Origin of the sequence: Rhabdaerophilum sp., assembly GCF_046092605.1 — a bacterium.
GTDB lineage: Bacteria > Pseudomonadota > Alphaproteobacteria > Rhizobiales > Beijerinckiaceae > Rhabdaerophilum.
On record NZ_JBJTDY010000130.1, the window covers coordinates 1 to 20,902 of the forward strand.

The following is a 20,902-nucleotide window of genomic DNA, read 5'->3' on the forward strand; positions in this document are numbered from 1 at the left end:
GCCGCCGCTTTGAAATGGTAATGACGGCTTGCGAACCAGAATGGCGCCGGGGCACGGAGGTTTTCTCACATGAACACAAGATCATCTTTGCTATCGCTCTGCGGTGGCGCATGGATCAGGGTCGCCGTGATCATCCTGTTCTCCTGGACTTCGGTCGTTTACCCGGTCTTCGCGGAGACCCTGCAGGCGGCTGCGCCGGACGAGACGACCACGGCAGGCGCGCCCACAGCCGAGCCTGCCGTGCCGGCGAAGCCTGTCTACAGCATCGGCGACCTCGAATATCTCCTGGCTCCGATCGCCCTGTTTCCCGATCCGCTCTTGGCGCTCACATTGCAGGCCGCCACATTCCCCACGCAGGTTGATGAAGCCGATCTGTGGATCGTGAACAATCCGAAGGCTGTGGAGCGGCGGAACTTCACGGAGATCGACGCCAAGGACTGGGACCCGTCCGTCAAGGCACTGTCGCGGTTCGCCGAAGTGATCGAGCTTCTTGCCCGCAACCTGGACTGGTCGCAGTCGGTTGGCATGGCCTTCGCCCTGCAGCCGGAGGATGTGGCGGCGACGATCCAGTTGCTGCGCGCCAAGGCCAGAGATCTTGGTAACCTCAAGACCACACCGCAACAGGTTGTCACGGTGCGCAAGGAGAACAACCAGCCGATCATCTACATCGCACCGGCCAACCCGGTGCGCATCTATGTGCCGTTCTACGATCCGGCCGCCGTGTTCGTTTCGCCCGTGTCCGTGGCGCTCGCCTTCGGCGTGGGTGTGCTGGTCGGATCGAGCTGGAACAATCGCTGGGGCTGGAACAACCGCCGCTGGAATTCGGTTTGGGTGTACCGGCCCGTATGGCATCCACCGCCGCCGAACTGGCAGCCTGGCCCTGGCCGTCCGGGCGTTCGTCCACCGGTCGCCTGGCGTCCCGACCGCCCCGGCGACCGCCCGTCGTTACCGAACCGGCCCGATCGGCCTAACCGCCCGGACAGGCCAAACGTGCGCCCGGACAGGCCAAACGTGCGGCCTGAGAGACCGTCAAGCCGGCCCCAGCGTCCGGAAACCCGCCCGAACCGTCCGGCCCGTCCGGAAACGCGCCCGCAGCGTCCCGAGACCCGGCCCGAGCGTCCCGCAGCCCGTCCGCAACAGCGTCCTCCCGCGCGGCCTCAGCCTCTCGACCGGACAAGATCTTAGCCTATGGCTTGAACAATAAAGGCTCTTTACGCGGCACGGTCCCGTCCTCTTGTGAGGGTGTCGCTCGATAGAGCCATCATCCCAGCGGCCCGCCCTCAACAGCACTTTAGCAAGGCGGGCTGATGGTGGTGGCCATTGATCGGTTTTGGGGCAAGATTCGGGTTTGAGAGAACCAAGCGAATCTGAGGACAACCAGTGACCGACGAGAGGATGAACCTGCGCACGCCCCTCCAGAAGACCCCTGACGCCGATATCCTGCGCGAAATGATCGCCTTCGCCGCCGGGCGGCTGATGATCTGAAGGTCGGCGCGCTGGCCGGCGCGGCGCATGGCCGAAAAGGTGCTGACCGCCTCGCGGCAGCATTGAGCCATGCCCGAAAGAGGTCGGGGCTCGGAAGCTGCTCCACGCATCGGGTCAGCACCAAAGTCTGCTCGAACGCCGTTGTGATCAAGATCAGTCAGACAGTGCTTTGCGCCGAATGCGGGCGTCGCGGGTTGTCGCTGGCGACCCGTCTGGCGAGCACGGATCGCGCGTGGTCGAGGTCGTAGAAGATCGTCTCGTTAAAGAGTTCATCGCGCATGCGGCCTTTGAAGGCCTCGCAGATGCCATTTTGCATGGGCTTGCCTCGGCTGGCGATGATGGCGTCAAGCTCGCGCGCCACGCGCCGCCCCGAGATCGAGGTGTCCGGGATCGCCGCAAGGCACCCCTTCGTGACGTCATCGATGACGTTGAGGATGCGCAAGCGCCGGCCTGAGCCGAACTGGTCGTGGACAAAGTCGATGGACCAGCGTGCATTCGCCTTCCAGGCGTAGAACGTCGCGCTGCTGATGCTGTGCTTGCGGAACAGGTCCACCGTCGCAATGCCTGCTTCCTGCTCGCGCAGAACGGCGATGATCTGCTCTTCCGTAAACCTCGATCGCTTCATGGTCCGGTCCTTCCTGCGGTCCGGACTCTGGACTCATCTGGAGGACATCGAAGGGGTCAAAGCAACCTTCACCCGCTCCAGTCTCTTCCCAGCAACAATCAGGCTTGAGAAACGCTGCCCTCGCAGCCTCTCTCATTTGCAGGGCCTCGTTGGCACGGCTCAATGCGCGAGGATCTTCGAGAGGAAGGTCTGTGCGCGCTCGCTGCGCGGCGTACCGAAGAACTCGTCCTTGGGGCGATCCTCGATGATCTCGCCCTTGTCCATGAAGATCACGCGATGCGCGACCTTGCGGGCGAAGCCCATCTCGTGCGTCACGACCATCATGGTCATGCCCTCGCGGGCAAGCTCCACCATCACATCCAGCACTTCGGTGATCATCTCGGGGTCGAGCGCCGAGGTCGGCTCGTCGAAGAGCATGGCGATCGGGTCCATGGCCAGCGCGCGGGCAATGGCGACGCGCTGCTGCTGGCCCCCGGAGAGCTCGCCGGGGAACTTGTGGGAATGGGCCTCCAGCCCCACACGCTCCAGCAGGGCCTTCGCCTTCGCCATGGCTTCATCGCGGCTTCGGCCCAGCACCTTTTCCTGCGCGAGACAGAGGTTTTCGGTGATCTTCAGATGCGGGAACAGCTCGAAGTGCTGGAACACCATGCCGATGCGCGCGCGCAGCTTCGGCAGATTGGTCGAGGGGTCCTGAAGACTGATCCCATCGACATGGATCGCGCCGGACTGGAACGGCTCCAGCGCGTTCACACATTTGATGAGGGTGGACTTGCCCGAACCCGAGGGCCCGCACACCACCACCACCTCCCCTTTCTGAACCGCGGTCGTGCAATCCTTCAGCACCTGGAACTGTGGCCCGTACCATTTGCTGACGGCCTGGATATCGATCATCGGCATGGATGAACCTCAACGGATGATGGCGGTTTTCGCCTGAAGCGCGCGCACGAGGCGCGAGGCAGCGAAGGAGATCACGAAGTAGACGAGGGCCGCGAAGAGATACATCTCGATGAGACGCCCGTCGCGCTGCGCGACCTTCGAGGCCGCGCCGAGGAAATCGGTGATCGAGAGCACATAGACCAGCGACGTATCCTGGAAGAGCACGATGGTCTGGGTGAGGATCACCGGCAGCATGTTCCGCAAGGCCTGCGGCAGCACGATGTAGCTCGTGACCTGCCGGTAGGTGAGGCCCAGGGCATAGCCCGCCGAAACCTGCCCTTTCGGAATGGACTGGATGCCCGCGCGCATGATCTCCGAGAAATAGGCGGCCTCGAAGAGCGTGAAGGTGATGAGCGCCGAGGAAAAAGCGCCCACCACCATTGGCCGCTCCGATCCGGTGATGATCTGTCCGAGATAGGGCACCAGGAAATAGAACCAAAAGATCACCAGCACGAGCGGCAGGGATCGCATCAGGTTCACATAGCCGGTGGCGATGGCGCCCAGCACCTTCATGTTCGAAAGGCGCATCAGCGCGAGCAAGGTGCCAAGCACGAGGCCCCCGAGCGCCGAAAGCGCGGTCAGCATGAGCGTGAAGCTCATTCCGTCCCGGAAAAGATAGGGCAGCGAGCGCCAGAGGACGTCGAAATCAAACCCGCTGATCATAGCTCATTTCCCCGCGATGTAGCCGGGCACGGCGATGGATTTCTCGAGCCGACGCATCCCGAACACCACCACCGCATTGAGCAGGAGGTAGAGGATCGTCGCCGCCGTGAAGGCCTCGAACACCTGGAAGGAGAATTCCTGCATGGCGCGGGCACGGGCCGTGAGTTCCATCAGGCCGATGGTCAAGGCCACCGAGGTGTTCTTCACGGTGTTCAGCGCTTCCGAGGTCAGCGGCGGCATGATGATGCGATAGGCCATCGGCAGCAGCACGTAGCGATAGGTCTGGAAAGGGGTGAGCCCGAGAGCCATGCCTGCCATGGCCTGCCCGCGCGGCAGGGATTTGATGCCCGCGCGCAATTGTTCGGCGATGCGGGCGGACATGTAGAGTCCCACGCCGATGGCGCCGGTCCAGAATGGCGCGTTCGGCAGCTGTTTCAGCCACATGCCAGCGGCTTTCGGCAGCAATTCCGGCAGCACGAAATACCAGAGGAAGAGCTGCACCAGCAGCGGGATGTTGCGGAAGAATTCAACATAGGCCGAGGCGAGCATGCCCACGATGCGGCCCGGCAGGGTGCGCATCACGCCGACGATCGAACCGAAGATCAGCGCGACCAACCAGGCGAGAAGCGCCGTGGCGATGGTCCAGCGCAGGCCCGACAGCAGCATGTCGAGATAGGTGCCGGTGGCCTCCGGCGACATCTCCCAGAAGATGCCCCAGTTCCAATGGTAGCTCATGTGTCCCCTCCTCCCCAAAAGCGGTGCGCGCAGCGGGGAGTCTGCGCGCACCTCTCGCGTCGATCCGGATGGATGGCGGACGCGATCAATAGGCCGCCGGGTCCGGCGAATCTGTCGGGTTCGAGAAGACCTTCTTCATCTTCTCGTTCATCGGCACATTGAGGTTCAGGCCCTTGGGCGGAATGGGGCTCTGGAACCACTTCGCGTAGGTCTGCATGCCTTCCGCGCTGCGATAGAAGGCAGCGGTCGCCTTGTCGGCCAGCGCCTTGAAGGGGGCATCATCCTTGCGCAGCATGATGCCATAGGGCTCGGGCAGCGAGAAGGCCTCGTCCGAGAGCTGGTAGAGCGAGGGATCGCGCGAGGAAGCAACAAGGCTCGCGAGCAGGATGTCGTCCATCACGAAGGCGGCGGCGCGATCGAGCTCGACGAGCAGGAAGGCTTCCGCATGGTCCTTGGCGGGGATCACGGTCAAGCCGAGATTGCGCGCGGCATTGGCTTCCACCACCTGCTTGATGTTCGTGGTGCCGGCGGTGGAAACCACCGTCTTGCCCTTGAGGTCATCGATCTTCTTCAGGTTGTTCGCCTTCTTCGACACGAAGGCCGAGGCTGTGAGGAAATGCGTATTGGTGTAGGCCACCTGCTTCTGCCGCTCGGCATTGTTGGTGGTCGAGCCGCATTCGAGATCAATGGTGCCGTTCGCGATGAGCGGGATGCGCGTGGCCGAAGTGACCGGCACGAGCTTCACCTCCAGCTTGTCCATCTTCAGTTCGGCCTTCACCGCGTCGACAATCTTCATGCAGATGTCCATCGCGTAGCCGATGACCTTGGCCTTGTCGTCGATATACGAGAACGGCACCGAGCTTTCGCGATGCCCCAGCGTGATGCTGCCGGTTTCCTTGATCTTCTTCAGCGTGCCCGTGAGGGTCTGGGCCGAGGCGAGGCCCGGCGTGACCAGAAGGGCCACGGCAAATGCCAGTTTCTTCATTTCTTTTCTCCCTATTTTGAAAGTCGTGGCCCGTTCGCTGGGCCGGTAAGTCTTCGTCGTCTTCGCAGGTGCGGGGCGGTTGATCCGCCCTCGCGGGTCTTGGAGGCGGGTTCGGCGCGCAGGCTTGCCCGGGCTGGCAGCAAAACGATAGGTCGGCTTGGAGGCCCCTTGCCAATGCGAAATGTGCATGGGGATATGGCCGATCCGCCAAAAACCTGGCAGGAGGGCTCGCGTGATATGGGTTGCGAGGGGCGAAGGACCGTTCATGCCCCGCCTCCGCGCATCATTTCGTCGCGCAGGGCTCCGATGGGTTGAGGGCCGCGCTCGGCTTGCGCGATCATGCGCTGGGCGCGGCGCTGCAGGGTAGCCATCAGCTTCACCACGGCGGAGCGGGCATGGGCGAGATCACGATAGGCATAGACCGTGATCGGCAGCGCCCAGCGATCATCGCCCGCAAGGCGAAGCTTGCCTTCGCTCACCGCCTTCTCCGCCGTGCCCTCGGGCAGCCAGGCGACGCCATGGCCCTTAATCGCCAGGCCCAGCAGCACATCCGCGAGATCGCTCTCGAATGCAGGATGTGCATGGAGGTGCTCGGGCGCGGATTGGCGGATGAGATCGACCATGCGCCCCAGGAAAGCGCCGCTCGAATAGCTCAGCAGCGAAACCGGGTTGCGCGAGGTGCCCGGCAGCCGCCAGGTCGGCTGGCCCTGCCGCGCGGCGGAATAGGGCTTCAGCCATTCGGTGCCGAGCGAAACGCGATCATAGCGCTCGGGATCGAGGAAGATCGGCTGCTGCGCGTGGTGGAAGCAGATCAGCACATCCGCCCGGCCCGCCACGAAAGCCGTGACGGCATCGTGCACATTGGCCGCAAGCAAACGGCAGACCGGGCGGTTGGCATCATCCTGCCATTCCTTCCACCAGACGGGGAATCGGGAGATCGCCAGCGCATGGGGCAAGGCGAAGGTGATCTGCTCGCTTCCACTCGTCGGCTCCCCCTGCAATTCGGCACGGGAATCGAGAATTTTCTTGATCATGTCCGCCGCATGCGCGCGGAAGATCTTGCCCGAGGGCGTGAGTGTCGTGGGATAGCGCGAGCGGTCGATGAGTTCGACGCCCAGCCAAGCTTCCAGCGCCTGGATGCGGCGGCTCAGCGCCGGCTGCGAGGAATGGCGCGCATCGGCCGCCACGGTGAAGCTCCCGGCCTCGGCGAGACTCAGGAAATCCTGGAGCCATCGGATGTCCATGATCCGTCCTCCGGTGGGTTTGTCGTGACGGAACCGGGCAGCCCGCCTGTCGACCAGGCGATGCAATATTCCGCGAGGCAGCGCGTGGCATCGAGGCAGCGCGCCTCGAAACTCGCGCCGGCCACCGCGATGGGGAGTTCGGTGCAGGCGAGCAGCAGATGCGTCGCGCCATCCGCCAGCAGCGCGGTTGCGGCCTCCTCCATCACTGCGCGGGCGAGGCCGAGATCGGCGGCCTTCACCGCAGCAACCGCGCGGTTGACGAGGCCCTGGATCCCCTTTGGCGGGGCGAAGACGGCGCGGTTCTCGCCACAGAGATAACGCGGGTAGAAGCCCGCGCGCACCGTGCCTTCGGTCGCCATGAGCGCAACGCGGCCCTCCATGGAGCCGATGCGGCGGCGCACCGCATCCGCCATGTGGATGAGTTCCACGTCCGTTGAGGCCGCGAGACGGTCGAACCAGGCATGCGCGGTGTTGCAGGGGATGACGATCAGTTCCACCCCGGCACGCTCGAGCATGCGCAGAGCCGAGAGAATGCCGGGGAACGGGTCATCCGTGCCCGCGAGCACGGCGGTCGCGCGATCCGGGATCTGAGGCACCGAGACCACGACCATGGGGATATGGTCCTGATCGCGTTCCGCGGGGGTCAAATGGATGATCTTCTGCATGAAATCCACGGTCGCCAACGGCCCCATTCCTCCCAGCACCCCGATCATGCGCCGAACCGCCATGGCTCTTCCCGCCCGTCATTGAACTGGGGATGAGTTTATTCCGGCACTGGCCCGATGGTTATGCGAATTTCGCATGATGCAATGGATGCATCAGAGGGCTGTGATGGATGGCTGCATCAGCCTGCGGTGCGCGGCCCGCCCCGGCCTGTTATTCGCGGCGCAGCAGGCGATCGGCGATGAGACTCGAAACCGGGCGGGGCCGGAATTCCCGGGCCAGCCGTGCAGGGTCGTAATCCTCCTGCACCCATTGCAGGAAGCTCTTGCCCTTCGCCTCGCCCTCATCGCGGAAGGCCTCGAGGAAGGCATCGAGAATGCCCGCCTGCGCATAACGGAAATGCAGCTTCCGCAGCGTCAGTTCCTGCATGGCGCGCCTCGAATCCGCGCCCTCGACCACGAGAAGGTAGAGAGCGGCGAAGAGCCCCGCCCGATCCGCACCTGATTTGCAATGCGCGAGCACGGGATATTCGAGGCTCGCGAAAAAGCCGGGCAGGGCGAGAAGCGTCTCACGATCCGGCGCCTCGCGCGAACGCAGGACAAGATCGACCACCGTCAGGCCAAGGCGTTCCGCCGCGTCCTTCTCCAGTTGCCATGCGCCATGCGCGCGTCCGCCACGCAGGTTCACGATGGTGCGCAGCCCCCTGGCCTTGAGTCGCGCAAGATCGCGCGGAGAAGGCTGCGCCGAGCGCCAGACCCCCTCCCCCACGCGATGCCGGTTGAGATGAAACAGGCGCAGCACGCCATGATCGACCACCAGAAGGTCCGCCCAGGCGCGCACACGCTCGCGGAACGATCCGATCGGCCGGTTCCAGCGGGCCTCACGCTTCAGGAGGCGCGTATTGACGAGGACTTCGCTGGATTCCTGGCCGGACATGGCGATGCGGATAGCATCGCTCGCGCGGCTTTGCAAAACAGGGCGGCGCGTGCGGCCCTTCCGCATTGGCCTTATTCAATGGTCCGTCTTGCTGCGATGCGGCGGGATCGATAGAGAGCCAGAAATCGTGACGCCTGCTCCGGAGCTGCTCCCATGAGACTCGACGCCATCGCCATCGGCAGGAACCCGCCCGAGGATATCAATGTCGTCGTGGAAGTGCCGATCGGCGGCGAGCCCATCAAGTACGAGATGGACAAGGAGGCTGGCACCATCGTGGTCGACCGCTTCCTCTACACCCCGATGCGCTATCCCGGCAATTACGGCTTCGTGCCGCATACGCTCTCGGAAGATGGCGACCCGATCGACGTGCTCGTGGCCAATACCCGCCCGATCATCGCCGGTGCGGTCATCAATGTGCGCCCCATCGGCGTGCTCGTCATGGAAGATGACGGCGGCGGGGACGAGAAGATCATCGCCGTGCCCTCCCCCAGGCTGACGCAGCGTTACGCGCATGTGCACAACTACACGGATCTGCCCGAGATCAGCTGGAAGCAGATCGAGCACTTCTTCCTGCACTACAAGGATCTCGAACCCGGCAAATGGGTGAAGCTGAAGGGCTGGGGCGATGCCGCCATGGCGAGGAAGCTCATCACGGAAGCGGTCGAGCGCGCCAAGTCGGCAAAATAGAGCATTTTTTTCGATCCATTGGATACCGGTTGGTCGAAGAAAATGCGATCAAACAATCAGGAATGAGAGCGGACGGCCTCATTCCATCAGATCGGACTCCGCTCTCATCAGCCTTCCACGCAAGCGGTGAGATCGCCGACAAAGCCCATCCGCCCGAGCACGCGGCGGGAGGCGGTGCTCGCACGCCCGGCATCGCGCAGGATCGGGTTGGGCAGAACGGAAGCCAGTCGCGCGGCTTCGGCAGCGTTCAGCGCGCTCGCGGGCTTGCGGAAGTAATGCCGGGCGGCAGCCTCCGCGCCGAAAATCCCCTCGCCCCATTCCGCCACGTTGAGATAGATCTCCATCACCCGTTTCTTGCCCCAGATGGTGTCGATCAGCAGCGCGATCGGCAGTTCGAGCCCCTTGCGGATGTAGCTGCGCCCCGGCCAGAGATAGAGGTTCTTGGCCACCTGCATCGTGATGGTCGAGGCTCCGCGGCCGGGTCCCTCCTCCTCTTCGAGAACGGCCCGCAACTCCACGAAATCCACGCCCCAATGGCTGCAGAAGCGCTGGTCCTCCGAGGCGATCACCGCGCGGGGGAGCGTAGGTGAAATGCTGGAAAGCGGCACCCAGTCGCGCTCGACCGGCTGGAAGGTCATCCATCGGCCGATCATCAGGGTCGATGCGACGGGCAGGAAACGGCCAAGCGCGAGGCTCGCCACGAAGGCAAGGAGCAGCGCGAGAAGGAGCCGTCGGAGAAGCCTCATCCGCTCGTCAGAATCCGCAATGCCTGCTCATAATGCAGGCGTTCGACCATCTGTCCGTTCACCACCAGAACCGCCTTGCCTGCATTGGCGGGCGCTTCGAAGGCCTGCACGATGGCCAGGGCTTCCGACCGCTCGGCATCCGAGGCCGAGAAGATGCGGTTCGCGGGCTCGATCTGCCCCGGATGGATCAAGGTCTTGCCATCGAAGCCAAGGCCCCGGCCCTGCAAAGCCTCGCTTTCGAAGCCCTGGGCATTCGAAAGATCGCCGAACACCCCATCGAGCACCGTGAGCCCATAGGCGCGGCCCGCCAGCAGCACGCTCGAGAGCGCGTGCAGAAGCGCCAGCCGCGATGGCGTTGGCGTGAGCCGCATTTCCTTGGCGAGATCATTGGTGCCGAGCACGAGAGCTTCCAGCCTCGCGCCTTCGTGGGCGGCAAGGCTCGCAATGGCCGCCGCGTCCAGCACGGCCTGCGGGGTCTCGATCATCAGCCACAGCCGAACCGCATCCGGCGCGAGGCTCGCGGCCATGGCCTGCACCGCTCGCACCGCATCCGCCGCGAAGCGAATCTTCGGGAAGAGAACCGCATATGGCACGGCCGGGAGGATGACCGCGAGATCCTCGGCGAGATCGGCATTGTCCGCGTCCTGCGCGAAGCCATTGACCCGCACGATGACGGGCTTCGCGCCGAAATGCCGGATTTCCAGCAAGCTGCGCGCGATCATGCGTGCCCGTCCCTTCCACTCTCGCACGACGGCATCCTCGAGGTCGAGGATCACCGCATCGCAGGCCAGCGTCGCGGCCTTGGCAAGCGCCCGCTCATTCGTGGCGGGAACATAGAGGACGGAGCGGAAGGGGCGGGGGGCGGCGGGCAGCGACAACATGGCAGTTCTCTGCAGAAACGATAAACCGGGTTCGGCTTTCGCAGCGTAGGCATGCATGGGGCCTCGAAGGCAAGGTCAAATGGCGTGGAAGGGCAGATGAACCGGATTGCGGGCGTGGATGGTTGCCGGGCGGGCTGGATGACAATCTGGCGCGAAACGCCGGATGGAGCCTTCCGGTTCCATGTCTTTGCCACGCTTGTCGAACTCGAGCGCGCGCTGCCCGATCTCGTGGCTCTCGCGATCGACATGCCCATCGGTTTGCCGGATCGGATCGATGGCTCGGGGCGCGCGCCGGAAAAGGCGGTGCGCCCGCTGCTGGGCCAGAGGCAATCGAGCGTCTTCTCCATTCCCGCCCGCGCCGCAGTGGAGGCCGAGGATTACGGCGAGGCCTGCCGGCAGGCACTTGCGGCGTCCGATCCGCCCCGGAAGGTGGCGAAGCAGGGCTTCAACCTCTTTCCGAAAATCCGCGAACTCGATCGCTTCCTGCGCGCGCAGCCCGCCATGGTGGAGAGCGTGGTTGAGACACATCCGGAACTCGTGTTCCGGCGCATCAGGGGCGAGCCCCTGGCGCATCCGAAGAAACTGCCCGAAGGTCGGGCTGAGCGCCTTGGCCTGCTGGCGCAAGCAGGGCTTCCCCCGGCGCTGCTCGCGGCGGCACCGCCTCCCGGCGCGGGCGCGGATGATCTCCTCGATGCCATGGCCTGCTGGCTGACAGCGGAACGCCATGCGCGGGGCGAGGCCGTTCCGCACCCGGCACAACCCCTGCGCGATCGCTTCGGCCTGCCGATCGCCATCTGGGCGTGAAGGACGCCGTCTGAGCCTTTTTGATGCCCCCTCTGCGCCTTTCGAGGCTTGCCGGGTGGAAAAATCCGTGGTGAAGCCGGTGCTCCATGACCGGAACGCCGCGTCCCCCTGTTTCCGCCGAGTTTCCCACCCGCCTGCTGGAGGGATACAACACCTTTCGCGAAGGGCGGCTGCCGCGCGAGCGCGCCCGCTTCGAGGAAATGGCGGAGAACGGCCAGAAGCCGGAAATCATGGTCATCGCCTGCTGCGACAGCCGCGTCTCGCCCGAGGTCATCTTCGATGCGCGGCCGGGCGAATTGTTCGTGGTGCGCAACGTGGCAAACCTCGTACCGCCTTACTCGCCAGATGGCGAGTTGCACGGTACCTCCGCGGCGCTCGAATTCGCGGTGCAGGCGCTGAAGGTGCGGCACATCGTGGTGATGGGCCATGGCCGCTGCGGGGGCGTGCATTCCTATGTGCGCCGCCTGCGCAATCCGACAGCGGAGGATGCGCTCTCGCCCGGCGATTTCATCGGTCGCTGGATGACGCTGATCAGCCCGGCGGCGGAATCGCTTCCAGCTCAGGACAAGGAAGGCGACCGGGAATATGCCGAAAGGCTCGCGGTAGCCTCGATCCGCAATTCCATCGAGAACATGCTGACCTTCCCTTGCGTGAACATTCTGCATGGGCGCGGCCAGCTCGCGCTGCACGGCGCGATGTTCGACGTGCAGACCGGCTTGTTGCGCACCCTTTGAAGCATTTGGAAAAAAGGCAGGCGCCGGTTCGCCTGAAGAAGATTCGAGAAAGAAAGAGATCGAGCGGTTGGCCTGATGCCGTCAGATCGACTGCTCGGAGAAGAAGCGCGGCAATTCGGCGATGCTCGCGAGCACGGCATCGCTTTCCGGCGCAAGGCGCTCCGGCGTGCCCGTTCCGGTGAGCACCGCGAGGCAGAGGCCACATCGCGCCGCGCGGCCCATGCGCATGTCGTGGCGGTTGTCACCGACCATCGCGATGGCGCTGGTGGGAAGGCCGAGGGCTTCCGAGAAGCCAAGGGCCATGCCGGGTTCGGGCTTCACGCCATGGCCGGAATCATAGCCTGCGACGAATTCCACGAGATCGGCAATGCCCTCCAGTTCCAGCAGGCGGCGGATCGCGGCCTCGCTGTCGGAACTGGCGAGGCCAAGTCGGAAACCGGTCGTGCAGAGCGTCTCGAAAAGCGGACGCAGCGGCACGACCGGCACGCCGCGCTCCGCCGCGGCAACGAAAATCCGGTCGAGATCGGAAATCAGAGGCTCGCGCGGCAGCCTTGAGCCATTTTCCCGGAAGAGATCGGCGATCTCGGCGGTATTTCCCGCCGCGAAGATCGTATCCGCGGCGGTGATCAGCGTTTCCGGGTCCATGCCGCCAGCCATCATCAGGCGGCGGGCAAGGGCGGAATCGCCCGGTGCGGCAAGGTGCGCGGCCTCGCGCAGAACCGGGCCCCAGCTCCTCTGGAAGTCAATCAACGTGCCGTCCTTGTCGAAGAGGATGGCGCGGATGGCGCGGCGGCGGGTGGCTTCAACCATGGATCGTCAGATGCTCCGTGCCAAGAGGCCTTTCATAAGGAGGCCTTTGATGAGGTGGCCCTTCATGAGGATCGGCTCCGCCTTTATGCCCCTAGGTGAGCCAACCGGCGGCTCGAGCGTGAGGTCGAAGAGGCAAAAAGCACCCCAAGAAGCACCCCAAGAAGCATTCTCGGCATTGCCATCCGGTTCCTGCATCGCCCCGGAAGCTGTCCGGTCGCTCCTGTCAAGGGCGAGGATGGCCGCTTCCGGCGCGTCGTCTTGCGCGAGATCAGTCATGTGGAAAGGACTCCCGCTTCTCGCATAGCACGCCCTTTTCGTTTTCGGATGCTGCGAGACGTCGCTTTTCCAAAACGGAGCGCATGGCTTTTCCAAACGGAGAGCATGGCGCCCAATTCGCGATTGCATTTTCCGCCCCGGCTGGCACGTTTCCTGGCAAGAGGGAGAGAAGCCATGGCGGGAGGAATGCTGGGCAAGCTCGCGGCACCGGAAAACGGGCGCGGGCGGCACAAGATCGTCTCGGCGGCAGAGGCGGTGGCGCTGATCCGCGATGGCGATACGGTCGCAACCGGCGGCTTCGTCGGCATCGGCTTTGCCGAAAATCTCGCGGTGGCCCTCGAAGAGCGTTTCCTCGCCAGCGGTCGTGAGGCGCCCGATGGAGTGGGAAGCCCGCGCGATCTCACGCTGCTCTATGCGGCCGGGCAGGGCGACGGCAAGGAGCGCGGGCTCAACCATTTCGGCCATGCCGGCTTCGTGAAGCGTGTGGTGGGCGGGCATTGGGGCCTCGTGCCGAAGCTGCAGCAGCTCGCGGTTTCCGGGCAGATCGAGGCCTATAACCTGCCGCAGGGCGTGATTTCCCAGCTTTATCGGGACATCGCCGCCGGGAAGCCGGGGCATTTGAGCCGCATCGGGCTCGGGACGTTCGTTGATCCGCGGTTCGGCGGCGGCAAGATCAACAGCGTGACGAGGGAGGATCTCGTCACGCGCATGGAGATCGGGGGCGAGGAATTCCTGTTCTACAAGGCCTTTCCCGTGCATGCCGCCCTGCTGCGCGGCACGACCGCCGACCCCGATGGCAACATCACCATGGAGCGCGAGGCGCTGACGCTGGAGGCCCTGGCTATCGCCATGGCCGCGCGCAATTCCGGCGGTCTCGTCATCGTGCAGGTGGAACGCGTGGCCGAGCGCGGCTCGCTGCCGCCGAGGCAGGTGAAGATCCCCGGCGTGATGGTGGATTGCGTGGTGGTGGCGGAGAAGCCCGAATACCATATGCAGACTTTCGCGACCGCCTATGACCCGGCCTTCGCCGGTGAGATCCGCATCCCTCAGGATCAGCTTCCACCCATGGCGATGTGTGCGCGCAAGATCATCGCGCGCCGCGCCGCGATGGAATTGCAGGCGAATGCGATCGTCAGTCTCGGCATCGGCATGCCCGAAGGCATCGCAGCGGTGGCGGCGGAGGAGCGCGTGGTCGATCTCGTGACGCTCACCGCCGAGCCGGGCGTGGTCGGCGGGATTCCCGCCTCGGGTCTCAATTTCGGGGCCGCGACGAATACGCAGGCCATCATCGACCAGCCCTACCAGTTCGATTTCTACGATGGCGGCGGCCTGGACCAGGCTTTTCTTGGCCTCGCGCAGGCCGATCGGCACGGCAACCTCAACGTTTCGAAATTCGGGCAGAGGCTCGCGGGGGCGGGCGGTTTCATCAATATCAGCCAGACCGCGAAGGCCGTGTATTTCGTCGGCACCTTCACGGCTGGCGAAGCCGAAATCGCCATCAGCGATGCCGGCTTGCGCATCCTGAAGGAGGGCGGCACGGCGAAATTCGTGGAGGAGGTGGAGCATCGCACCTTCTCCGGCGCCTATGCGCTGAAGCGCGGCCAGCCCGTGCTCTACATCACCGAGCGCTGCGTGATGCAGCTCACGCCGGAAGGCATGGAGGTGATCGAGATCGCGCCGGGCATCGACCTCGACCGCGACATCCTCGCGCGGATGGCCTTCCGCCCGATCGTGAAGAACCCGCGCCTGATGGATCAGCGCCTTTTCCGGGAAGACCTGCTCGGCCTGCGCGATGCGATGCTTGCCCTCCCCATTGCGCGGCGCTTTTCCTATGACGCGGCCGAGAACCTGTTCTTCATCAATTTCGAGCGGCTGAGCCTGAAAACCCTCGCGGAGATCGAGGAAATCCGAGCCTCCGTCACCCGGATGCTCGGCCCGTTGGGGCGCAGGGTGAAGGCGATCGCCAATTATGATCACTTCACGATCCCCGACGACCTGATGGACGAATATGCCGCGATGGTCGCGAGCCTCACGCGCGATTTCTATTCGAATGTCACGCGCTACACGACTTCGGGCTTCCTGCGCATGAAGCTGGGCTCAGCCCTGCAGACGCGCGGTGCCGCTCCGCAAATCTATGATTCGGTTGACGAGGCCCGCGCGCGGCTCGGCACCAAGAGCTGATCAGGGCGAGACAAAGCGCAGCACGGTCTCGATCACCTGCTCGCGGCGTTTCGCAAGGGCGGCGGGGCTGCCCATGTCATGGCCGAACAGCGCGCGGATCGTCGCACGGTTCGATACATTGTAGAATGAAAGCGCACTGATCGTGAGATGGATCTCGATCGGCTCCAGGCCCGCGCGGAAAGCGCCGTCCCCCACGCCGCGATCATAAATGGCGCGGATGGTCGAAAGCGCGGTGAGGTTCACCGCCTGCACGCGCTCGGATTTCTCGATATGGCGCGCGTAATGGATGTTCTCGTCCATCACGAGGCGCACGAATTCGGGGTGGTTCGCGTGGTAGTCGAAGGTTTCGCCGGCAAGCCGCGCCAAAGCCTCGCGCGGCGGCAGCATGGTGAGGTCGAGATGCTGCTCATGTCCGCGAATGCCCGAATAGGCTCCCTCCAGCACCGCGACATAGAGGCCGCGCTTGTCCCCGAAATAGTAATAGATCATCCGCTTGGAGGTCGCGGTGCGCGCCGCGATGTCATCGACCCGTGCCCCGGCGAAACCATGTTCCACGAAGGCCTCGCGGGCTGCGGCGAGGATGTTGCGCTTCACGCCTTCAGGGTCTTGCGTCCAGGAATGCGAGCGCGGCGCGCTGGTCTTGCCGTCAACGACCATGGGCGGGGCTCACCGGGCTGTTCGAAATCGGAATCGCCGTATCGGGCTGGGCTGGAGCAGCGGTCGGCATGACGTGCGGCTCGTTATCCTGCCTGTTCCGTTGGCGAATTTGAAAGGCAGAAGGAGCAAGGCCCTTCGTTTCCAACAGGAAGGGCATGTTAAACAGGAAGGGCATGTCCAACAGGAAGGGCATGGGCGCCTCGCAGGGGCCTTGAAAAATCGAGGGCGAATGAGCCCGGAAATCCGGTTGAAGGTCAAGCCCCGCTTGACGAATGAACCATTTGGTTCATTCTGCTCGCTTGTCCGGAGGCCCCTCGTGACAGACCTGCTTGACGGCACATCGCGGCTTATCCTGCATCTCGGCTATCCGACGGAAAGCTTTCGCGCGCCGCTGATCTATAATCCGTTTTTCGCCTCCATCCGCCTGAAGATGGCGGTGGTTCCCATGGGCCTGAAGGCCGAGGATTTCGACGCGGTTTTCTCCGGCCTATTCCGGCTCACGAATGTGCACGGCGCGCTCATCACCATGCCGCACAAGATCCGCGTGCGGGATTTTCTTGCGGAGGTTTCGCCGAATGTGGAAATCGCGGGCTCCTGCAACGCAGTTTTGCGCCGCCCAGACGGCTCGCTCCTGGGCGACATGTTCGATGGAGAGGGTTTCGTGCGCGCCATGGAAGAGAAGGGCGAGGCAATCGCCGGTCGCAGCGTGCTTATACTCGGCGCAGGTGGCGTGGGTTCGGCCATTGCCGCGGCTTTTGCCGCGCATGGCGTGGCGATGATCCGCCTGCACGATTCGAACCCCGCCATGGCCATTGCGCTCGCGGAGCGCATCGCCCGGCATTATCCGGCCGTTCGCATCGAAACGGGACGCGCAGATGCCGAGGGATGCGACATCATCGTGAACGCGACGCCACTCGGCATGTCGCCTGGCGATCCCATGCCGATCATGGTGGAAAGCCTGCCTGCCGGGGCCTTCGTCGGCGATGTGGTGATGAAGGGCGGGAAGACCGCCTTCCTTGCCGCGGCCAAGGCGCGCGGCCACAAGATCCAACTCGGAATCGACATGCTTTATGCGCAGATTCCGGCCTATCTTGCCTTCTTCGGCCTGCCGGTGACGGATTCCGCCAGCCTGCGTCGCATTTCCGGCGCGACCTGAGCGAAAACCCTACAGAGCGAGATCGTCGATCATCATCTCCTCGTCGGCAGAGCGCAGTCGCGATTGCGCCGCGAGCCGGATGCCGGCATTCGCCGCGCCATAACCGGCATAGCCGTTGCGCTCCACGATCTCGAAAAAGAAGCCGCCTTCCAGGGTGGTCGTATAGGCCTGCAGGAACGTGCCGTGTTCATCGCGGTCATACAGGATGCCCATGGCCTTGAGCGCGTCGATTTCCTGCGGGGAGAGGTCGGCGCGGGCTTCGAAGTCGTCGTAATAGTTCTCGGGGATCGGCAGCACGGAAACGCCGCGCGCGCGCAACGTGGCCACCGCGCGGCGGATATCCCGCGTGTTCAGCGCGATATGCTGCACGCCCGAGCCGAAGAAATCCGTCACGAAGCGCGCGGAGAGCGTGCAATGGCTCTGCGAGCCATTGAGCACGAGCCGCAGGCCTTCGCCGGCTCCGCCAATCCCGCTTTCGATCACCTGGCTCTGCACCACGCCGGCGGGGTCCACCACGGCCTGGCTCGGCGTTTTCCGCGCTTCCAGCAGCGAGGTTTAGAAGAGCAGCCAGGTCAGCATCTCCTCATATTGCATGGTCTGGGAAACGTGATCGACCGCAAACAGCCCGGCATCGGCCGCGCCATCAGCGGCAAGGGGCTCAAAATCGATCTCGGCCCAGCGGCCGAGTCCGAAGGCATCGTCCATCACATAGATCAGGCTGCCGCCGAGGCCGCGCACGGCGGGGATATCGAGTTCCCCCCGGCCCCACCGCGCCGGCATGGGGCGTTTCGAGGAGCGCGCGGGCGCGTGCCATCAGCGCGCGCGCATCCGGCACCTTCAGGGCCATCGCACAGACCGAGGTGCCATGCGTGATCTGATAGGAATGCGCGAAGCCCTCCTTGTCGGAATTCACGATGAGCCGGATCTCGCCCTGCCGGAAGAGCGCGACATCCTTCGAGCGGTGCTGGCCTGTTTTCGAGAAACCCAGCGCGGCCAGAAGCGCCTCGAATTCCCCTCTGGCGGCCTCGTCCACGGCGAATTCGATGAACTCGACGGATTGCACGGGCGCCGCCGGCGGCATCGGCGCGGCACCGGGCACGCGCTTGCCGGAGCGCCTCTCGGCCTGGTTCATCAGCCAGAGCAGCGAACGATGCCCGTCACGCGCGACCAGCCGCGCGGAGCCCGCGCGGAAGCGATCATTGAAGATCTCGAGGCTGAGGGGACCCTGATAGCCTGTTGCCAGCAGGCAATCGAGGAAGCCTGGCAGGTCGAAATCGCCCTGTCCCGGCAGGCAGCGCCAGTGACGGCTCCAGGAGAGCGTATCCATCTGCAGTCTCGGCGCATCGGCAACCTGCACCAGCGCGATGCGGTCACCCGGAACGCTGCGGATGCTCTCGATCTCGAAGCCACGCGAGAAGATGTGAAAACTGTCGAGGATGAGCCCGAGATTCGGCTGGTTCGCGCGCCGCACGATCTCCCAGGCATCGCGATAATCCGAGACATGCCGGCCCCAGGCCAGCGCTTCATAGCCCACGCGCAGGCCGCGCCTGGCGGCGCGCTGGGCGAGTTCGGCGAAATCCTCCGCGAGGCGCGGGATGCCGCCCTCCGCTTCCGGCGAGAGACTGGAACAGACGAAGAGCAGGTCCGTGCCCAATTCCTGCAACAGGTCGAATTTGCGCTCCGCGCGATCGAAGGTGCGGGCACGGCGCGCGGCCGGCATTCCCTCGAAATCGCGGAAGGGCTGGCAGGTGACGATCTTGAGCCCGAGATCCTCGCAGATCAATCGCAGCTCGGTCGGCGGGCCGGGATGGGCGATGAGATCGTTCTCGAAAATCTCGACCGCCTTGAAGCCGGCTTTCGCGATGACCTCGAGCTTTTCGAGCAGGCTGCCCGAGATGCAGACGGTGGCGATAGAGGGGATCATGCGAGCCTCACCGATTGGCCTGTGGCGGCCGCCTGCCGGATCGCCTCGATGACGCGAAGGCTTTCGAGACCCTCGCGGCCGGGCACGAGCGGCGGCTCGCCATGACGGATGACGCGGCAGAATTGTGCGATCTGCGCGCGCAGGGGATCAACGGGCGGAAGGCTTTCGCGCTCGCCAACCATCGGCTGCCACCAGCTTTTCTTTGGCTTGTGCCGCCAGATTTCGAGCCGCGGCAGGCTGAGGGAGGCATCCCGCCCGCCGATCATCAGATAGGCTTCGCCTGTCGCGGGATAAGCGGGGTTCTCTGCGCTGGTGAGTTCCCAGCTCCAGGGCGAGGGGATGGCATCGGAGAGCGTGAAGGTGCCGAGCGCACCCTTCGCGAAGCGCATCATCACGGCGGCGCTGTCCTCTACCGCGAATCCGCGCTGCTGGTTCGCGCTGATGGCCCAGACCTCTGTGATTTCCCCGCAGAGATGGCGGATGAGGTCGATCTCGTGGATGAGGTTGATGAGGATCGGTCCCGCGCCCGGTTCGCGCCGCCAGCTCACGTTGAAGTAATCATCCGGCTTCGCGATCCAGAAGAAGCCGTGCACGGCAACAATCGGCCCCAGTTCCCCCGCCGCGATCTTCGCCCTGGCGCGCGTGATGATGGGGTTATGGCGGCGATGATGGCCTACGGCCAGCGGCACACCCGCCTTCTCCGCCGCGACCACCAATTGTTCGGCGCCCGAAAGCGTGTCCGCGAGCGGCTTTTCGATCAGAACGGGGATGCCCGCCTCGATTGCCGCGAGCCCGTGGGCGACATGCATCGCATTGGGCGTGGCGACGATCAGGCCATCCGCCTTTTCGGGGTCGGAGCTATCGAAACCGGCTTGCCATCGCCAACCCCGTTCGGCCGCCAGCGCGCGGGCCTCGGGCGCGGGATCAATGATGCTGTGGAGCACGGCGCTCGGTTCGGCGAGGATATGTTCGATATGGCGCCGGCCAATCAATCCGGCGCCCATCACGGCCAGGCGGACCGGCGATTCACTCATCATCAGCGTGCCTCCGCCATGGTGCCGCCGAGGAAGAGCTGCGCCACGCGCGGATCATGCAGGATATCCCGTGCCGGACCCTGCAGCCGGGCGCGGCCTGTTTCCAGCACGAGGCCTTCATCGGAGATTTCCAGCGCCGAGCGGGCATTCTGCTCCACCATCAGGATGGTGACGCCCTTGGCTCGCAGGTCCTTCAGGATGCCGAAGGTCTCCTGCGCCAGAAGGGGCGAGAGGCCGATGGAGGGCTCGTCGATCAGGATCAGCTTGGGGTCGAGCAGCAGGCCGCGCATGATTTCAAGCTGCTTCTGCTGCCCGCCCGAGAGGGTGGAGGCCTGCCTGTCGGCCTTCTGGCGAAGCATGGGGAAGCGATCAAGCGCGGCCTCCATCCGGCTTTCCATGTCCGTGATATGCGGCCCGGCCGCCACCGCGCCGAATTCCAGGTTATGGCGCACGGAAAGCTCGGGGAAGATGTTCCGGCCCTGCGGCACATAGACGATGCCAGCTTCCAGAAGCCTCCTCGGCGGCCAGCGCGTGATGTCGCGGCCCTCGAAGCGGATGGTGCCGGAAGAAAGGTTCAGCAGGCCGAAGATCGCCTTGAAGACCGTGGATTTCCCCGCGCCATTGGGGCCGATCACCGTGGTGATGGCGCCGCGCTTCACCTTGAAGCTCGTGCCGTTGAGGATGGTGATGCGACCGTAGCCGCCCACCACATCTTCGAGTTCGAGGATCGTGTCGCTCAT

The 20,902-nt window shown here is 64.4% G+C and carries 21 protein-coding genes and 2 pseudogenes; 6 read left to right on the forward strand and 17 right to left on the reverse strand.

Annotation, left to right across the window (positions count from 1 at the left end):
• Nucleotides 1-126 precede the first annotated feature (126 nt).
• A complete protein-coding gene (locus tag ACKODO_RS09910) occupies nt 127-1,185 on the forward strand; it encodes a DUF3300 domain-containing protein (RefSeq protein WP_408983277.1) in 1,059 nt (352 codons plus the stop codon).
• A gap of 472 nt (nt 1,186-1,657) precedes the next feature.
• Here ACKODO_RS09910 and ACKODO_RS09915 read toward each other — a convergent pair.
• From ACKODO_RS09915 to ACKODO_RS09950, 8 genes and pseudogenes are all read right to left on the reverse strand, one after another.
• Nucleotides 1,658-2,110 (reverse strand): annotated as a pseudogene (locus ACKODO_RS09915) (integrase core domain-containing protein); the annotation flags it as partial.
• A gap of 159 nt (nt 2,111-2,269) precedes the next feature.
• Nucleotides 2,270-3,001: an amino acid ABC transporter ATP-binding protein gene (locus tag ACKODO_RS09920; RefSeq protein WP_408983306.1), complete on the reverse strand. Its 732-nt coding sequence runs from the start codon at nt 2,999-3,001 to the stop codon at nt 2,270-2,272.
• 15 nt (nt 3,002-3,016) lie between these two features.
• Nucleotides 3,017-3,709: an amino acid ABC transporter permease gene (locus tag ACKODO_RS09925; protein WP_408983278.1), complete on the reverse strand. Its 693-nt coding sequence runs from the start codon at nt 3,707-3,709 to the stop codon at nt 3,017-3,019.
• 3 nt (nt 3,710-3,712) lie between these two features.
• The gene (locus ACKODO_RS09930) at nt 3,713-4,444 is read right to left on the reverse strand and encodes an amino acid ABC transporter permease (protein WP_408983279.1); all 732 of its coding nucleotides are present in this window, start codon (nt 4,442-4,444) and stop codon (nt 3,713-3,715) included.
• 85 nt (nt 4,445-4,529) lie between these two features.
• Nucleotides 4,530-5,429: an amino acid ABC transporter substrate-binding protein gene (locus ACKODO_RS09935; RefSeq protein WP_408983280.1), complete on the reverse strand. Its 900-nt coding sequence runs from the start codon at nt 5,427-5,429 to the stop codon at nt 4,530-4,532.
• 263 nt (nt 5,430-5,692) lie between these two features.
• Nucleotides 5,693-6,673: a LysR family transcriptional regulator gene (locus ACKODO_RS09940; RefSeq protein ID WP_408983281.1), complete on the reverse strand. Its 981-nt coding sequence runs from the start codon at nt 6,671-6,673 to the stop codon at nt 5,693-5,695.
• Nucleotides 6,643-7,401, reverse strand: a complete 759-nt coding sequence (locus ACKODO_RS09945) for an aspartate/glutamate racemase family protein (RefSeq protein ID WP_408983282.1) — start codon at nt 7,399-7,401, stop codon at nt 6,643-6,645. Before ACKODO_RS09945 ends, ACKODO_RS09940 begins: the two co-directional genes overlap by 31 nt.
• Nucleotides 7,402-7,549: 148 nt before the next feature.
• Nucleotides 7,550-8,272 (reverse strand): fused DSP-PTPase phosphatase/NAD kinase-like protein, encoded by a 723-nt coding sequence (locus ACKODO_RS09950; protein ID WP_408983283.1) that lies wholly within the window; start codon nt 8,270-8,272, stop codon nt 7,550-7,552.
• A 153-nt stretch (nt 8,273-8,425) separates the two neighbouring features.
• Here ACKODO_RS09950 and ppa point away from each other — a divergent pair, with 153 nt between their 5' ends.
• Entirely contained in the window at nt 8,426-8,959 is a 534-nt protein-coding gene (gene ppa / locus ACKODO_RS09955; protein ID WP_408983284.1) for an inorganic diphosphatase, read from the forward strand.
• A gap of 107 nt (nt 8,960-9,066) precedes the next feature.
• On the opposite strand, the gene mtgA is transcribed toward ppa, so the two are convergent.
• Together mtgA and ACKODO_RS09965 are read right to left on the reverse strand one after the other, a co-directional pair.
• Nucleotides 9,067-9,705: a monofunctional biosynthetic peptidoglycan transglycosylase gene (gene mtgA, locus ACKODO_RS09960; protein ID WP_408983285.1), complete on the reverse strand. Its 639-nt coding sequence runs from the start codon at nt 9,703-9,705 to the stop codon at nt 9,067-9,069.
• On the reverse strand, nt 9,702-10,586 hold the full coding sequence (locus tag ACKODO_RS09965; protein WP_408983286.1) for an HpcH/HpaI aldolase/citrate lyase family protein: 885 nt from the start codon (nt 10,584-10,586) through the stop codon (nt 9,702-9,704). Before ACKODO_RS09965 ends, mtgA begins: the two co-directional genes overlap by 4 nt.
• A gap of 96 nt (nt 10,587-10,682) precedes the next feature.
• On the opposite strand from ACKODO_RS09965, the gene ACKODO_RS09970 reads away from it, so the two are divergent.
• Complete coding sequence (locus tag ACKODO_RS09970) at nt 10,683-11,390, forward strand: DUF429 domain-containing protein (RefSeq protein ID WP_408983287.1); 708 nt, start codon at nt 10,683-10,685, stop codon at nt 11,388-11,390.
• A gap of 86 nt (nt 11,391-11,476) precedes the next feature.
• Nucleotides 11,477-12,124: a carbonic anhydrase gene (locus tag ACKODO_RS09975; RefSeq protein WP_408983288.1), complete on the forward strand. Its 648-nt coding sequence runs from the start codon at nt 11,477-11,479 to the stop codon at nt 12,122-12,124.
• Between the two features lie 81 nt (nt 12,125-12,205).
• Here ACKODO_RS09975 and ACKODO_RS09980 read toward each other — a convergent pair whose 3' ends face one another.
• Both ACKODO_RS09980 and ACKODO_RS09985 read right to left on the reverse strand, forming a co-directional pair.
• Entirely contained in the window at nt 12,206-12,934 is a 729-nt protein-coding gene (locus ACKODO_RS09980) for an HAD family hydrolase (RefSeq protein WP_408983289.1), read from the reverse strand.
• A gap of 6 nt (nt 12,935-12,940) precedes the next feature.
• On the reverse strand, nt 12,941-13,210 hold the full coding sequence (locus tag ACKODO_RS09985; protein WP_408983290.1) for a hypothetical protein: 270 nt from the start codon (nt 13,208-13,210) through the stop codon (nt 12,941-12,943).
• Between the two features lie 174 nt (nt 13,211-13,384).
• Here ACKODO_RS09985 and ACKODO_RS09990 point away from each other — a divergent pair, with 174 nt between their 5' ends.
• Nucleotides 13,385-15,391, forward strand: a complete 2,007-nt coding sequence (locus ACKODO_RS09990) for an acyl CoA:acetate/3-ketoacid CoA transferase (RefSeq protein WP_408983291.1) — start codon at nt 13,385-13,387, stop codon at nt 15,389-15,391.
• On the opposite strand, the gene ACKODO_RS09995 is transcribed toward ACKODO_RS09990, so the two are convergent.
• Together ACKODO_RS09995 and ACKODO_RS10000 are read right to left on the reverse strand one after the other, a co-directional pair.
• Nucleotides 15,392-16,048 (reverse strand): TetR/AcrR family transcriptional regulator, encoded by a 657-nt coding sequence (locus tag ACKODO_RS09995; protein ID WP_408983292.1) that lies wholly within the window; start codon nt 16,046-16,048, stop codon nt 15,392-15,394. It abuts the gene before it with no gap.
• Nucleotides 16,038-16,241: a hypothetical protein gene (locus ACKODO_RS10000; RefSeq protein WP_408983293.1), complete on the reverse strand. Its 204-nt coding sequence runs from the start codon at nt 16,239-16,241 to the stop codon at nt 16,038-16,040. The genes ACKODO_RS09995 and ACKODO_RS10000 overlap by 11 nt, the downstream gene beginning before the upstream one ends.
• Nucleotides 16,242-16,373: 132 nt before the next feature.
• Here ACKODO_RS10000 and ACKODO_RS10005 point away from each other — a divergent pair, with 132 nt between their 5' ends.
• A complete protein-coding gene (locus ACKODO_RS10005; RefSeq protein ID WP_408983307.1) occupies nt 16,374-17,204 on the forward strand; it encodes a shikimate dehydrogenase family protein in 831 nt (276 codons plus the stop codon).
• A gap of 9 nt (nt 17,205-17,213) precedes the next feature.
• On the opposite strand, the pseudogene ACKODO_RS10010 reads toward ACKODO_RS10005, so the two are convergent.
• From ACKODO_RS10010 to ACKODO_RS10020, 3 genes and pseudogenes are all read right to left on the reverse strand, one after another.
• Nucleotides 17,214-19,128 (reverse strand): annotated as a pseudogene (locus ACKODO_RS10010) (bifunctional sugar phosphate isomerase/epimerase/4-hydroxyphenylpyruvate dioxygenase family protein).
• Nucleotides 19,125-20,165: a Gfo/Idh/MocA family protein gene (locus tag ACKODO_RS10015; protein WP_408983294.1), complete on the reverse strand. Its 1,041-nt coding sequence runs from the start codon at nt 20,163-20,165 to the stop codon at nt 19,125-19,127. The pseudogene ACKODO_RS10010 and the gene ACKODO_RS10015 overlap by 4 nt, the downstream one beginning before the upstream one ends.
• Entirely contained in the window at nt 20,165-20,902 is a 738-nt protein-coding gene (locus ACKODO_RS10020; protein ID WP_408983295.1) for an ABC transporter ATP-binding protein, read from the reverse strand. Before ACKODO_RS10020 ends, ACKODO_RS10015 begins: the two co-directional genes overlap by 1 nt.

Coding starts and splice junctions, on each gene's coding strand:
- ACKODO_RS09920 (WP_408983306.1), bottom strand. CDS start 3,001: ATGATCGATATCCAGGCCGTCAGCAAATGGTACGGGCCACAGTTCCAG.
- ACKODO_RS09925 (WP_408983278.1), bottom strand. CDS start 3,709: ATGATCAGCGGGTTTGATTTCGACGTCCTCTGGCGCTCGCTGCCCTAT.
- ACKODO_RS09930 (WP_408983279.1), bottom strand. CDS start 4,444: ATGAGCTACCATTGGAACTGGGGCATCTTCTGGGAGATGTCGCCGGAG.
- ACKODO_RS09935 (WP_408983280.1), bottom strand. CDS start 5,429: ATGAAGAAACTGGCATTTGCCGTGGCCCTTCTGGTCACGCCGGGCCTC.
- ACKODO_RS09940 (WP_408983281.1), bottom strand. CDS start 6,673: ATGGACATCCGATGGCTCCAGGATTTCCTGAGTCTCGCCGAGGCCGGG.
- ACKODO_RS09945 (WP_408983282.1), bottom strand. CDS start 7,401: ATGGCGGTTCGGCGCATGATCGGGGTGCTGGGAGGAATGGGGCCGTTG.
- ACKODO_RS09950 (WP_408983283.1), bottom strand. CDS start 8,272: ATGTCCGGCCAGGAATCCAGCGAAGTCCTCGTCAATACGCGCCTCCTG.
- ppa (WP_408983284.1), top strand. CDS start 8,426: ATGAGACTCGACGCCATCGCCATCGGCAGGAACCCGCCCGAGGATATC.
- mtgA (WP_408983285.1), bottom strand. CDS start 9,705: ATGAGGCTTCTCCGACGGCTCCTTCTCGCGCTGCTCCTTGCCTTCGTG.
- ACKODO_RS09965 (WP_408983286.1), bottom strand. CDS start 10,586: ATGTTGTCGCTGCCCGCCGCCCCCCGCCCCTTCCGCTCCGTCCTCTAT.
- ACKODO_RS09970 (WP_408983287.1), top strand. CDS start 10,683: ATGAACCGGATTGCGGGCGTGGATGGTTGCCGGGCGGGCTGGATGACA.
- ACKODO_RS09975 (WP_408983288.1), top strand. CDS start 11,477: ATGACCGGAACGCCGCGTCCCCCTGTTTCCGCCGAGTTTCCCACCCGC.
- ACKODO_RS09980 (WP_408983289.1), bottom strand. CDS start 12,934: ATGGTTGAAGCCACCCGCCGCCGCGCCATCCGCGCCATCCTCTTCGAC.
- ACKODO_RS09985 (WP_408983290.1), bottom strand. CDS start 13,210: ATGACTGATCTCGCGCAAGACGACGCGCCGGAAGCGGCCATCCTCGCC.
- ACKODO_RS09990 (WP_408983291.1), top strand. CDS start 13,385: ATGGCGGGAGGAATGCTGGGCAAGCTCGCGGCACCGGAAAACGGGCGC.
- ACKODO_RS09995 (WP_408983292.1), bottom strand. CDS start 16,048: ATGGTCGTTGACGGCAAGACCAGCGCGCCGCGCTCGCATTCCTGGACG.
- ACKODO_RS10000 (WP_408983293.1), bottom strand. CDS start 16,241: ATGCCCTTCCTGTTGGACATGCCCTTCCTGTTTAACATGCCCTTCCTG.
- ACKODO_RS10015 (WP_408983294.1), bottom strand. CDS start 20,165: ATGATGAGTGAATCGCCGGTCCGCCTGGCCGTGATGGGCGCCGGATTG.
- ACKODO_RS10020 (WP_408983295.1), bottom strand. CDS start 20,902: ATGAGCGACACGATCCTCGAACTCGAAGATGTGGTGGGCGGCTACGGT.